At 42.1% G+C, this 12,610-nt stretch carries 12 protein-coding genes; 4 read left to right on the top strand and 8 right to left on the bottom strand.

Translation table 11 applies throughout. From position 1 onward, the window contains the following. Positions 1-42 precede the first annotated feature (42 nt). Complete coding sequence (locus DD657_RS10215; protein WP_021988719.1) at positions 43-807, bottom strand: MBL fold metallo-hydrolase; 765 nt, start codon at positions 805-807, stop codon at positions 43-45. Positions 808-1,076: 269 nt separating this feature from the next. Here DD657_RS10215 and DD657_RS10220 point away from each other — a divergent pair, with 269 nt between their 5' ends. Continuing rightward, complete coding sequence (locus tag DD657_RS10220) at positions 1,077-1,781, top strand: SAM-dependent methyltransferase (protein WP_021988720.1); 705 nt, start codon at positions 1,077-1,079, stop codon at positions 1,779-1,781. A 4-nt stretch (positions 1,782-1,785) separates the two neighbouring features. On the opposite strand, the gene DD657_RS10225 is transcribed toward DD657_RS10220, so the two are convergent. The 4 genes from DD657_RS10225 to DD657_RS10240 all read right to left on the bottom strand — a co-directional run bounded on the left by DD657_RS10225 (position 1,786) and on the right by DD657_RS10240 (position 5,519). Next, complete coding sequence (locus tag DD657_RS10225; protein ID WP_287049796.1) at positions 1,786-3,570, bottom strand: vWA domain-containing protein; 1,785 nt, start codon at positions 3,568-3,570, stop codon at positions 1,786-1,788. Positions 3,571-3,587: 17 nt separating this feature from the next. After that, positions 3,588-4,424, bottom strand: coding sequence for an AAA family ATPase (locus DD657_RS10230; RefSeq protein ID WP_021988722.1), 837 nt, complete (start codon positions 4,422-4,424; stop codon positions 3,588-3,590). A gap of 86 nt (positions 4,425-4,510) precedes the next feature. Then, positions 4,511-5,062, bottom strand: coding sequence for an NADH peroxidase (locus DD657_RS10235; protein WP_021988723.1), 552 nt, complete (start codon positions 5,060-5,062; stop codon positions 4,511-4,513). Between the two features lie 31 nt (positions 5,063-5,093). Then, positions 5,094-5,519 (bottom strand): Fur family transcriptional regulator, encoded by a 426-nt coding sequence (locus DD657_RS10240; protein WP_021988724.1) that lies wholly within the window; start codon positions 5,517-5,519, stop codon positions 5,094-5,096. 305 nt (positions 5,520-5,824) lie between these two features. On the opposite strand from DD657_RS10240, the gene DD657_RS10245 reads away from it, so the two are divergent. The 3 genes from DD657_RS10245 (at position 5,825) to DD657_RS10255 (ending at position 9,150) form a co-directional block, all read left to right on the top strand. After that, on the top strand, positions 5,825-6,142 hold the full coding sequence (locus DD657_RS10245) for a hypothetical protein (protein ID WP_021988726.1): 318 nt from the start codon (positions 5,825-5,827) through the stop codon (positions 6,140-6,142). Between the two features lie 94 nt (positions 6,143-6,236). Beyond that, positions 6,237-8,369, top strand: coding sequence for a TonB-dependent receptor (locus DD657_RS10250; protein WP_287049797.1), 2,133 nt, complete (start codon positions 6,237-6,239; stop codon positions 8,367-8,369). A gap of 109 nt (positions 8,370-8,478) precedes the next feature. Next, positions 8,479-9,150, top strand: a complete 672-nt coding sequence (locus DD657_RS10255; RefSeq protein WP_287049798.1) for a hypothetical protein — start codon at positions 8,479-8,481, stop codon at positions 9,148-9,150. Between the two features lie 40 nt (positions 9,151-9,190). Here DD657_RS10255 and DD657_RS10260 read toward each other — a convergent pair whose 3' ends face one another. The 3 genes from DD657_RS10260 to DD657_RS10270 are packed head-to-tail and all read right to left on the bottom strand — an operon-like array spanning position 9,191 to position 12,564. Then, the gene (locus tag DD657_RS10260) at positions 9,191-10,372 is read right to left on the bottom strand and encodes a transporter (RefSeq protein WP_287049799.1); all 1,182 of its coding nucleotides are present in this window, start codon (positions 10,370-10,372) and stop codon (positions 9,191-9,193) included. Next, positions 10,369-11,013 (bottom strand): ATP-binding cassette domain-containing protein, encoded by a 645-nt coding sequence (locus DD657_RS10265; RefSeq protein ID WP_021988730.1) that lies wholly within the window; start codon positions 11,011-11,013, stop codon positions 10,369-10,371. Before DD657_RS10265 ends, DD657_RS10260 begins: the two co-directional genes overlap by 4 nt. A gap of 33 nt (positions 11,014-11,046) precedes the next feature. After that, positions 11,047-12,564, bottom strand: coding sequence for a DUF4836 family protein (locus DD657_RS10270; RefSeq protein ID WP_287049800.1), 1,518 nt, complete (start codon positions 12,562-12,564; stop codon positions 11,047-11,049). Positions 12,565-12,610 lie beyond the last annotated feature (46 nt).

The raw sequence follows: 12,610 nt of genomic DNA on the forward strand, positions 1-12,610 counted from the left end.
GGAAGGATTATCAATCCTGATATCATTGATTATGTATGAGATTTAATTTACCTCTACCGCTAACGTATCGTATGCCAAATGTATATGGGCGGGTAATTCCGCAGACACTTCAGCGGTCAGGCCCATTTGATGCCCTATATGTGTCAGCCAGGCCTCTTTCACCTGTAATTTTTGTACAACTTCAACCGCCTGGGCCAAGGTGAAATGAGACAGATGGCTTTCTTTACGCAAAGCGTTTATGACCATGTATTCCGTTCCCTTCAACCGCTCCATCGAACTCTCGGGTATGTAATTGGCATCCGTAATATAGGCGAAATTACCGATCCGGAATCCCATCACCGGAAGCTTGTGATGCATCACCGGAATGGGAATGACCCGGATATCATCGATGTAAAAAGGATTCGGGTCAATGACATGCATGTTGATTTCCGGTACCCCGGGGTATTTAAATTCACTGAAAGCATACGAATAATCCTTAAAAACAGCTTCTTTCGTCCGGATATCCGTATATACATCGACAGCTCCGTGTTTCACCCAGTTGAAAGCCCTCACGTCATCCAGACCTCCGATATGATCTTTATGCTCGTGGGTCAACAGGATGGCCCGGATATCCTTTACTTCTGCCCGCAGCATCTGGTAACGAAAATCGGGTCCCGCATCGATGACAATGTTTTTTCCATCGATTTCCAACATGGCAGAACAACGTAACCTCTTATCTTTTTTATCTTCTGACCGACATACCTCACATTCACAAGCAATAACCGGTATGCCTTGTGATGTACCGCTCCCTAAAAAAGTCAATTTCATAGTTTTCTTAATTTTCATACAAAAATAATGAAAAACCGGTGCTGGCAATTATAATTTACCTGAAAAATACACCCCGGAGATATGGTAAACGGTAATTTTTCTGATTTTAATCATTCTGCCGGAGTCTGCCCCTGAATACTTTTTTATACAGTCTGTTACTGAAAAAGCTGTAATGCCCCCGTATCCGACCTGCCTTTTTGAAATTAAATTGAAACCTACGATCCGGAATCTACAACCAAATTTGTACTTTTGTACGCAAAAACAAGTATATGGGAAAACTTTATCTGCTACCGAACAGTTTGGGAGAATCGGCTTTGGAATGCGTACTGCCAAATGAAGTTATCAGCCTGATTCGTCAGTTACGGGTATTCGCCACCGAAAATCCTAAAAACACACGTCGTTTCCTTAAAAAAATAGACAAAACCATAGATATCGACAGTTTGATTTTTCTGGACCTGAATGAACATTCTACCCCGAAAGAAATCGAAGCTTGCTTGCCCTGGCTGGAAAAAGAAGATATGGGGATCATTTCGGAAGCCGGTTGTCCCGGAATCGCAGATCCGGGAGCCGAACTGGTTGCGTTGGCTCATCGTCGCGGTTACCGGGTATGTCCCCTTGTAGGTCCTTCTTCTATCCTATTGGCACTTATGGCTTCCGGTTGCAGCGGACAACATTTTTCTTTCAACGGCTATCTGCCTGTGAAAGATAACGAGCGCAGTAAAGCTTTAAAAAACTACGAAAAAGAGTCTGCCCTGGAAAACCGCTCCCAAATTTTTATCGAGACTCCCTATCGTAACCTGAAACTTTTTCAAGAAATGCTGCATGTGCTTTCTCTTCAAACAAAACTTACGGTAGCCTGTGATATCACTACTGATAACGAATATATTAAGACAAAAACAATACGGGAATGGAAGCAATTGCCTCCACCCGCTATAGACAAACGCCCGGCCATATTTATCCTATATGCCCGCTAAGCCGTCAGAATACGGTTTCATCGGCCAGCGAACTGAATTTCTTTCTTAGCCAGCGGGAAAACAGTACAATTGTATCAGCTCCGGAATACGGAATAAATTCATCATACATATCTGCCTGGTCAAAATTATCGATTCCCAGAGATAAGACTTCGATTCTTTTCTTTTTCCCTTCATGAACAACTTCCCGCACCTGCTCTTGGGGATCCTCTCCTTCAGAAGCAACTACAGAAGGCGTTCCGTCCGATATCATCAGAAACAATTTATGGGGACTGTCGGGCTGAAATTTTTCAAAGCAATATTGCATGGCATAACCGTCGGCATTGGCATACAAAGCCTTTTGTGAGAAAAGTTTAGCGAGTTGCAACCGCCGTCCGGGTTTATGAAAACAAGTTACTTCAATACCGTTGTCGTCGCAGCGGTGTCCATATACGGAATACGTTACCACATTCGCATATCTTTCAAAAGCCAATACCAGGGCGACAGCCAAGACCGTTTGCATGGCGATTTTATCTCCCGTAACCATAGAGCCGGACAAATCCAGTAAAATGACGACTTCCAACCGGGCCGAAGGAGCCGGGGTTTCTTCCCAGAAAATATTCCGGTTATAGCGGGATTGATATAATTCTTCTTCGTCCAGTTCTCCCGCATCCTGTTCATAAATCACCTTATTTTTATCTGTTTTTGCCGAAAACATCGACAACTGAAGTTGTATACCTGCGGCCAATTCTCTGGCTTTTTTCAGCAGTTCACCGGAAATCGTTCCGGCTTCGGCTTCCACTTCCCGGATTACATGTACAAATTCCCTGGCAGACGCCTGTGTCCGGCGGTTGCTCTCCGAAGAAGAGGTCTTCGCATAATAATGGAACTTTTCCGGATTGAATGTCCTTTGCATATCTGCAATAACAGACTCTGCCATCCGGATATCGCGGTCAGCCGTATAATCTTCAAATTGCCGGAGTGTATTCTTTACTTCCTGTAAACAGAAATTTTCGCTAACCGTCCCGTTTTCTCCGACAATTCCAGCCAATTCTTCTGCAACGTTCTCTATTTCCGTAAATGTCAACGCAGCATATCCTTTGATTTTATCCAATAATAAATCAATCTCTTTCACTTTCCGGGAATTACCCGGAAAACTGTTTACCTCCCGTATGTATACCGGATCTTCCAGGATGTTGGGATACAATATTTTACAACATATATAATCAGTTAACGCTTCATGTCCGTCGTTTCCGTTGATATCCCGGTTTTCCGGGTCCATCCCTCCGTAAAATCCGATGCGCTGTTCCATAGCCCACCATCCCATGGATAAGGCCAAACGCCTGGCCGTATACAGAAAAGAATGATAGCCGGGATACGCATTTACCAGTTTGGATTCCACCCGGCGGTCTTCCAGCATATGTAAAAAACCGGTTTGTACAGGGGTATACCTCCTGGCTTCTCTGGCCCCGATATCCTCGCGGGTATAGAGCAGATGTCCCAGTTCGTGAATAAAACTTCCAAACAGGGCATTTACTTTTATATCTTCCGGTATATCCAAACGCAAAATCTTGATATTCAATGCAATTTTTGCAGGATTTACCGACAAATTGGGAGCTTTGTTCGATAGTACGATTCTGGGAATTTCGCCGGTGATATGCAAAGCCAGCTTAGCACAGGCTGCAACGATCCCGACGAGATTTACCGTATGAAATGATTTATTGACCGGTGCCCCGGAAATATTGAAATGTCCCCACCAGGCCCGGTCGATAAACTGATCTTCATATATTCGTTGCAGTCGTTCAAAATCCATACTTTATCCCGGTTAGTTCATATACCTTGCAACAAAGCTCTGGCAAGCACTTCCTCCCCCGACAACATATAATTGGTAAGAATGACTTCTTCTACCACATCCTGTAGCGAATAACCCAACGGAAGGTAAGCGGCAGCGTCCAGTACCTGCCGGGTAGACAAGGATACGGAAAGGGTTTCTTTGGCTTCCCCCAGCCTTAATATGCGGGCGATTTCCGCTAACCGGACAGCATCTTTACGGGCTACACCTTCAATCCGGCTGCATATCAGAGCCGATTCTTCCCGGGGAGACAAATAATCCAAACGTGTTTTGATAAAGCGGTCTTCAAAAGCCGTGTCCAGACGTTGAGCCGAAACATAAGCAAAACCGGTATTACCCGCTGCAATAAAAAGGACATTCCTGCCTTTATCATACCTTTGTCCGGAATCTTCGTCGTACAAATACGACTGATGCCGATCCAGTACCGTCATTAGAAAATTAGCGGCTACAGCCGGAGTACGCGTCAATTCGTCCAAAAAAATCAACGTCGGCCGGTCTGAAACGAATGCCCGGAAAAACTCTGAACGTACCGCAAGAGTTTTTCCGTCTTCTCCAATGATCAGACTGCCCACAAACATTTTTTTGGGCTTAAACGCCTGTCCCATATTAAAGGCATGGTATTCCATACCCATAGCATCCGCCAGCTCTTTGGCCACAGAAGATTTGCCGCAACCTTTCGGACCCAGTAAAAAAGGATATTTTTTCAAATACAGGGTATGGCATAAAAATTCCCACTTTTGTATCGGAATACATAGTTTATCCGAGTGTTTGGGAAGCGTGAAGATTGGATTTCCACAAGAAAACAGATCCGTCATTACTGATAATTTTATTCGCAAACATACACAAAAAAACCGGATTCAGAGTTTTTCCCTGAATCCGGTTTATAGTCCAGCGACGGAATTTATTTTTTGAAATAACGGTTGTACAGTCCTTCAAATCCTTTTCCGTGACGCGCTTCGTCTTTACACATCTCGTGTACGGTGTCATGGATAGCATCCAAATTCAGTTTTTTGGCCAATGTCGCAATTCTTTTCTTATCTTCACATGCGCCGGCTTCTGCTTCCATACGTTTTCTCAAATTTGTTTCGGTATCCCATACCATTTCACCTAATAATTCACAGAATTTTGATGCGTGTTCGGCTTCTTCCCAAGCGTAACGTTTGAAAGCTTCGGCAACTTCCGGATAACCTTCGCGGTCGGCCTGACGACTCATGGCCAAATACATTCCGACTTCTGTACATTCCCCGTTAAAATGTGCTTTCAATCCTTCTAAAACTTCCGGATCTACACCTTGTGCCACACCGATGACGTGTTCGTCGACAAATGTCAGCTTACCTGACGTTGCTTCCATTTCTTTGAATTTACTTCTCGGAGCCTTACATTGAGGACAAAATTCCGGAGCTTCCTCTCCTTCATACACATAACCACATACTGTACAGATAAATTTTTTCATAATGATTTTGATTTTAAATTAACGATTAATGTTACTTAAGTCTCTTATTATCACACAATTTACAATATCCCTTATAGTATAAATGAGTTTCCGTTATCGTCAATTCCTCTCCCCCCCGGACAATCAGTTTATCCAGATGATCAACCGGTATATCATACACTTTCCCACATCCCAAACAGATAAAATGCGCATGATCCGAAACATCAATATCATAACGTATATTCCGATCGTCTATTCCCAAAGCCATCAATGCACCTTGCTCGGTGAACAGCTTCAATGTATTGTAGACAGTTGTTTTCGATAAAGTAGGCATCCATTTAATCAGCACAGAATGAATCTCGTCCGTACTGGGATGTGTCCGGTGTTCCATCAGATATTCCATAATGGCTATCCGTTGTACGGAAGGCTTTATCCCATATTTGGCCAAATAGTCCTGAGCCGTTACGATTGAATCCATTTTTTATTTGTAATGATTACAAATTTGATTTTAATACAAAATTATATTTTTTCTCATAAATCGCCAAAATGTAAGAAATTTTTTTGAATTCACGTTGTTTCAATACAGGGACAATGTATCTACAAATCATTAATTGGCAAATACTTAATATGAAATGAATTTTTTATCTTTTCTCTTTTAGCGGTCATGAAAAAGCTATATATTCCGTTCATTTTATAAGTTTACGAAAAGCTATTTCCACAATAAATAAAATAAACGATGTAAATAGTTGTAAAGTGTATAAAATATTTTTCTAACTTCGCCACATGTTTTTCTTAGGTATATCGGCAAACATATTGATTTATTTACTGGCTTCTGCCTTTTTGGGTGTACTTTTGTATACACATGAAAAGAGTGTGCCGGCAGAATATGTCAGTTCTGCTGTCGTCGTTGTCGAAACACGGCAGGAAGAGCCGGTTCATTACGAATGGTATGCTTATTGCGAACAAATCGTACCGAAAGCGGAGAAAGAACATACCATCGTATATGTAGAAATACAGACACCGCTTTATGTCCCACCTCACTATCAAAGTCTTTTCTTAACACGGAAGGCTTTGCGTGCTCCGCCTGTCCCTATGGCTTGATAATACCGGAAAGAATTTCAATCCGGTAATGTTGTCCGGATAAGTCATCCGATAAATTTTAGCATTGTATTATTTCATCATTAAAATGATGTGTATGCGTTATCTATTTTATATTTTATTTATTATTCCGGTATTTCCGGCGTTTTCTCAGAAATCGGCTATATTAACGACAGACGATTCTTTATATCACATCATACAACAGATGCAGGAGGTTGTTGTTACGGCTGAAAAGAGAGAGCTGAAACCGACAGATATTCCGGCTGCCTTGACGGTGGTTACGGAACGTACAATTCCGGGTGAGAATAATCCGGATTTGCGGAATATATCCGGTATTGTTCCGAATTTTTACATGCAGGAAGGCGGCTTAAAGCTTTCCACACCTTTGTATATCAGAGGTATAGGGACGGTTTCCGGAACCCCTCCGATAGGACTTTATGTTGACGGAGTGCCTGTATTCGATAAAAATGCATTTGTCTTCGATCTGTATGATATCCGGCAGATAGAAGTGTTGCGTGGACCCCAGACGACATTGTACGGACGGAACAGTATCAATGGCCTGATCAATATCAACACCCGTCCGGCAGATAACAAATTTGCCATCCGGGCGAAGGCCGGTCTTGCCAGTTACTATTCTCAAAATTACAATCTGATTGTCAATCTGCCGGTTAAATTTATTTACAATAAATTATCTTTTTCCTACAATAAATCGAAAGGTTATTTCAAAAACCGGTATGACAATGACAGGCGTTCGAATCCGACAGAATCTTATAATGGCCGCTATCAGGGAAATATATATGCAGCAAGAGACTGGAAAATCGCTTTCGGTGTAAACTACAATCATTCTTTCGACGGCGGATATGCTTATCATGCAGTCGATTCGTTAAAAGCCGACCGGTATCTGGTAAATTACAATACCCCTTCTTCTTACAAAAGAGATATGATATCTTCTTATCTGAATCTGAAGAAAATGGGAAAACATACCGCTTTTAACTGGATCACATCTTATTCCTGGACAAAGGATAAACAGATTCTGGATGCGGATTTTACTTATCTGGACGTATTTGACAATATCAAAAAATCCAATCAGAATTTGGTTACCCAGGAAATCAACCTCCAATCGATTGCCGCAGCACACTGGGATTGGACCGTTGGTGCATTCGGCTTTTATAAAGACCTGACGAATAAATACCTGGCAACTTTCGGCAAAGACAAGGCTTACCTGTTGCCTTTACCTTTGGATCAGGCCAAATATTTTAATAATACCACAACGAAAGGCATTGCCGGTTACGGACAAATCACTCTGAAAGAGATGTGGCCCGGTATGGCAGTAACGGCCGGTATCCGCTATGACTATGAAAATGCAGCCCTCACCTACCGGGATAGTCTTCTTTTCACCGGAGATGCAGCTTTCGGTCCTTTTCATGCGTCGGATAAAAAAAGTGATTTTCACGCCTGGTTGCCCAAATTCTCTTTCATGCAGAAATGGAACGACCGTGTATCTCTTTATCTCAGTATAGCGAAAGGCTATAAAGCCGGAGGATACAATATCATTGCCAACGAAATGAGCTCGTTGTTGACGGATCTCGGATATGACGAAGAAAAATTGTGGAACTATGAATTGGGTTTCAAATATTTCAGTCCCGCCGGGACATTCAACCTGAATGCCGCCGTTTTCTATATCGATTGGAAGGACCAGCAGATATTCGTTATGGGTATGATGGGTCCGAGTATAAAAAATGCCGGAGACGCAAGGAGTATCGGAGGTGAAATGGACTTAAACTGGGAATTATTCCCTAATTTGACTTATTTCTTATCTGCCGGATACAGCAATTCGAAATATTATCATCACCTGACCAAAGAATACGAAGGCAACCGTATCGTTATGGCTCCTGAATTTACGGGTAATACGGGAATCGCTTACCAAAAAGCGCTTCGCACAAGCTGGTGCCGGACCCTGGGAATATCGACAAATGTCACCGGTTTCGGTACCCAGTATTTTGACGAAGCCAACCGGTTAAAACAATCTCCTTACTTCCTGTGGAATATGGATATTACCCTATCCGGGAAATACGTGGATTTCCATATATGGGGCAAGAACATACTGGACAAAGCATTTTTTACTTATATGCTGAATAATCCGGTCGGACAGAAACTACCTCAATATTACGATATGGGACAGTCCGGAGCCCCTGCCCGTTTCGGAGCCTCTGTAACATTTAAAATTTAAGTCCGTTGACGTATTCAGTATTTTTGTAGACTATTTGTATACAAACACTTAAATTGTTAGGATGTATACTTGATTTTGAACAATTACTTAACTTATTAAATACATGATTATGAAAAAGCATATCATTTACATTATTATTGCACTGTTCTCAACCGTTTTTATTGCCTGTGACGATAAGAAGAACGACGATAGCCCTCTCACCGGTTCATGGACCTACGAGGAACCCCATTTTCAATTTGAATATGCCGAAGATTCGATTGTATTCCAAATTATGCAGGAGCCATATAAAAAGAAGGTTGAAGATTTAAAAACGGAGTTTCTGGCTATGGCAACAGAAAAAATGGGAGCTTACTTCAAAGGTGTGGATTTTAAAAACGACGGAACCCTCAAAATCAATATGAGTTTGCAAGGTGGAACGACGATGGCTATGAGTGGTACATATAAAACTGACGGTAAACATGTCCAGATCAATCTCGATACGGAGATATTACAGCAGATTATGGGTGGAAATATCCCTCAAATTCCGGCGATCAGCTTTACTTATACCCTACAGAACAATAAATTACTGCTTTATTTTGATAAAGTTTACGTTAATTCATTGGTTCGTACCATCATGGGAAATGAAGAATTGCGTTCAAAAATTCTTTCTTTAATACCGGGATTCGACCGGATTCCGGAACAGGCCTTACCCGCTGTCATTCAGAGTTTAAACGAGCAAATTACCGGTATACTGAACAAAACCGAAACCCTGGAATTGGGATTTATCTTGCAACGTCAATAAAATAATGAAGTATTCTTTTGCCGGAAACGGCAAAAGAATACTATAACTTTTTGATTTTCTTCCGGATAACCAGTACATGAAAACCGGAAACCAAAAGAAACAAGCCTATTCCGGTCATCCATAAAACAGCCACACCGCCCGGTGTAAATTCAGGCCAGATTGCCCGGAACCAGTCCATATAGAAATTGCGGACCAGCATGACAAGCAATAAAGCGGCCGCAATAACCGATCCGTTTAAAAATAACGTTAAATTCCGATAAGGACGCGCTATCTGTCCGACCGGATATCCGATCAATAATAAATTTTCCAGCTTATAGCTATTCTTCTGTAAAAGCAGATAAATACTCAACATTAAAATATAGAAAGCCAAGAGGCATATCAGCAATCCGACTACGGATACCGAAATTGTCAAAACGTTCAAGAACCAGGTCATCTTTCCGACATCCGCCTTACCTTCTTCGCTCTCATATCCTTTTTGCCGGAAAAAGCGGGTAATCCGTTCATCGGCAGGATTACCGGTTTCTACAATTAAACGGGAAACCGGGTTGGAATCGCCGGATGCAAAAGTACGATTGGCCCAGTCCATAAATTGTTGCGGCACCAGAATCGTATTCAACCGGTTCGAGAAACCGACAACTTTCCCCGTGTAGTCTGTCTGCTGTCCGTTTCCACGCAGTTCTACGTCCATACGAAGCATTTCGATTACATTTTCCGAAAGTTTCGGTAAACTACGGGATTGAGCAAAACCGAAATTATACAAATTCAGATAATTGCGAGGTATAATAATAGGAATTACTCCCTCTTTTTCATCAAAATGCCACTCATCCGTATTCACGTCGATATAGTCATCCGGAACCGATTCGAAAAACATTTCCGTAGCAAATCCGCGCCCCTGTATTTCAACACCTGCCGTTACTCTGAATCTGGAAGCGGTAAAACCGGCTACTTTCCTGACAAAAGGCTGTCGCGCCAATTCCTCTGTTTCCTGCCTGCTGAAAGTATTGTCTTTACCGGATAATACCCCCCAGGTACTGACTTTCTTTGTGACCACCAGATAATCTTTTTTGAGAAAGCTGTCTCCTCCTTCGAATAAAGGCCGTAAATCCAAATAGATTTGGAGGGTCAGCAATACGATAACCATTCCGGCCAGATTGGCGAAAAAGAACCCGATCAATTGGGCAGGACTCAGATGCGCACGCAGTAATTTCCAGACCAGATTCATAAATGCAAAATTTTATCGTATTGAACATCCAGCTTTTTGCCGATAGAGGTCACAATGATCGCTGCATCCTGACGGGCGGCTTCTTCTGCCAGTAGAGCACCGACAGCCCGGTTATTCGCTTCGTCCAGGTGACTTACCGGCTCGTCGAGTAATACAAAACGGAAAGGTTGGCATAAAGCCCGGATACAGGCAACCCGCTGTTGCTGACCGAAAGATAGTTTTCCGGCCAACTGCTCTTTCTTATCGCCTATACCCAAGCGTTCCAGACTTTCCATGATCCATTCCGGCGTTTTAAAACCCGTAAGCCGGTTCTTTATCTGGATATTTTCCCAGACAGTCAGTTCTCCGAACAAACGTAATTCCTGAAAAAGAATACTAAGCGAATCCTTACGCAATAATCCCCACTGTTTCTTATCCAAGTGCCTGATATTTTGTCCGTCAAATGCAATTTCGCCCAGATAATCCCGGCGATAGCCGTAAATATAACTGCATAAAGACGATTTTCCGGCTCCGGATACAGCTTCTATCAAATACTTTTGTCCCGAGCGGAAAGTCACCTCTTTATGCCAGATTTCAGATGTCCGGCAATCTTGTCGGCTGAATATTTCAGGTACAATATTTCGCAATAAGATCTCTTCCATCTGTTTTCAATCAAAATTTCCGGAACGAGTGTTTTACTGCTTAGCTATTTGGGTGCCTTCCTGTATCAGAACCTTCAGACTGTTTTGCTCCTTATCTTTCATATAGATATTCAGATAAGCCGTATTATTAACGCCTAAAGCTTCCACGTATGAGAACATAGAGAGAGCCTGCAGCATAAGGGCTCCTTGTTGCGGACCCTGCATCTGATAAATACTCATCTGAATAAATGGAGATGCCAGCATTTCCTCTACATTAAGCAATAAAGCTGATCCGGCATTTTTTAAACCGGCTGTCCAGGGTGTATCTCCTAGAGGTTTCTTTGCCTTTTTACCCAGGTTTTTGAAACTATCCGAATCATTTGTCAGGTAAAGAAGTCCGTCTTTTTCTCCGAAATATACCGTCATTCCCACCATATTTATTTTTGCCTCGTACGCATTTTTACCTTTATTTTTCACCTCAACCACTTGTCCCATTTGCGGTTGTTGTAATGTAAGTGCCAACAGTTGAACCGGATAAGCATTTTTAGCCTGGGCATAAGCTAAGACATTCGGAATGCCCATGGGATTAAAGGCCGATATTCCCCAGGAAAAATCCCCGTCGAAAGCCGATAAAACCTTTACTAATTCATCTTTATTCACTTGTTGCAGGGCCTGGTTCCAGGCTTCATTTTGCTCAAATTGCTGACAAATCTGTTCGCCGTTGATATGAGCCGCAGCATAACAAAGCGTCGTTGCCGGGAAATAATTCAACAGGCTGTTATTCAGATTTCCGGCCTGTGCTATCCATTGCTTCATGACCGGATCGTCCGACAATATCTTATATGTCAACCCTATTTTTCCATTTTCAAAATTCAAGGTTCCCAGTATACTGATTTGGGATATATCTACTCCGTTCAGCAATGGGTTGCTTTGGGCTAAGGACTCTTCCCCCCACTTTTTAAAAGAGAACCACCAAGCAATATCACTATCGACTGCAACCATATCTTTAAATCCTTGTGTCTCACTGATATTTGCAGTTGACTGAGCGGTAAGTAATTTTTCGGCTGTCGCAAATGTCTCCTCGGCAGTACTCTGTATATTAAGTCCCAACAACACATACTCATTAAAAAGACAGGCAAATTCCCCTCCGATTACCGTACGGGAATATCCGTTTTTTTTCGATAAGGCTTCACATTTACCTTGCTGTTGCAGTATTTGAAAAGTCTCTTTCAGCTTGGACAGGTCTGCAACTTTGGCAACAGCACCTTCGCAATCGGCTGTAAAAAGAAATACGTTCTCATTCAAATCCAAACCGGACTCATTCCCGTTCTTCAAAAATAAATCCAATTTACCGGCTATCTCAGGAGTTACATATTGTCCGGCATAAGCAGACAATTTTTCTCCGGCATCCGATTTTTCCAATAAGCGGTTTATCTTTATGCTACCGATTGCCGAGGCATTTTCAGGAATTGCATCATAGTAAGCTTTCTGCACCGTCTCCGTACAAGCGGCAAAAAAAATCCCCATAGCCATTAGTAATACCAATGAGGATAATAACAGTTTCTTTCTCATAATTGAAATTTTATTATTTTATATTGCAAAGTTACTACAAAAAAGT

Origin of the sequence: Culturomica sp. (assembly GCF_003524185.1) — a bacterium.
In the GTDB taxonomy this organism is placed as follows: Bacteria; Bacteroidota; Bacteroidia; order Bacteroidales; family Marinifilaceae; genus Culturomica; species Culturomica massiliensis.

Excerpts from the sequence above, each read along its gene's own strand:
- DD657_RS10250 (WP_287049797.1), top strand. The coding sequence starts at position 6,237 with ATGCGTTATCTATTTTATATTTTATTTATTATTCCGGTATTTCCGGCG.
- DD657_RS10255 (WP_287049798.1), top strand. The coding sequence starts at position 8,479 with ATGAAAAAGCATATCATTTACATTATTATTGCACTGTTCTCAACCGTT.
- DD657_RS10265 (WP_021988730.1), bottom strand. The coding sequence starts at position 11,013 with ATGGAAGAGATCTTATTGCGAAATATTGTACCTGAAATATTCAGCCGA.
- DD657_RS10260 (WP_287049799.1), bottom strand. The coding sequence starts at position 10,372 with ATGAATCTGGTCTGGAAATTACTGCGTGCGCATCTGAGTCCTGCCCAA.
- DD657_RS10270 (WP_287049800.1), bottom strand. The coding sequence starts at position 12,564 with ATGAGAAAGAAACTGTTATTATCCTCATTGGTATTACTAATGGCTATG.
- DD657_RS10240 (WP_021988724.1), bottom strand. The coding sequence starts at position 5,519 with ATGGATTCAATCGTAACGGCTCAGGACTATTTGGCCAAATATGGGATA.
- DD657_RS10230 (WP_021988722.1), bottom strand. The coding sequence starts at position 4,424 with ATGACGGATCTGTTTTCTTGTGGAAATCCAATCTTCACGCTTCCCAAA.
- DD657_RS10245 (WP_021988726.1), top strand. The coding sequence starts at position 5,825 with ATGTTTTTCTTAGGTATATCGGCAAACATATTGATTTATTTACTGGCT.
- DD657_RS10235 (WP_021988723.1), bottom strand. The coding sequence starts at position 5,062 with ATGAAAAAATTTATCTGTACAGTATGTGGTTATGTGTATGAAGGAGAG.
- DD657_RS10215 (WP_021988719.1), bottom strand. The coding sequence starts at position 807 with ATGAAATTGACTTTTTTAGGGAGCGGTACATCACAAGGCATACCGGTT.
- DD657_RS10220 (WP_021988720.1), top strand. The coding sequence starts at position 1,077 with ATGGGAAAACTTTATCTGCTACCGAACAGTTTGGGAGAATCGGCTTTG.
- DD657_RS10225 (WP_287049796.1), bottom strand. The coding sequence starts at position 3,570 with ATGGATTTTGAACGACTGCAACGAATATATGAAGATCAGTTTATCGAC.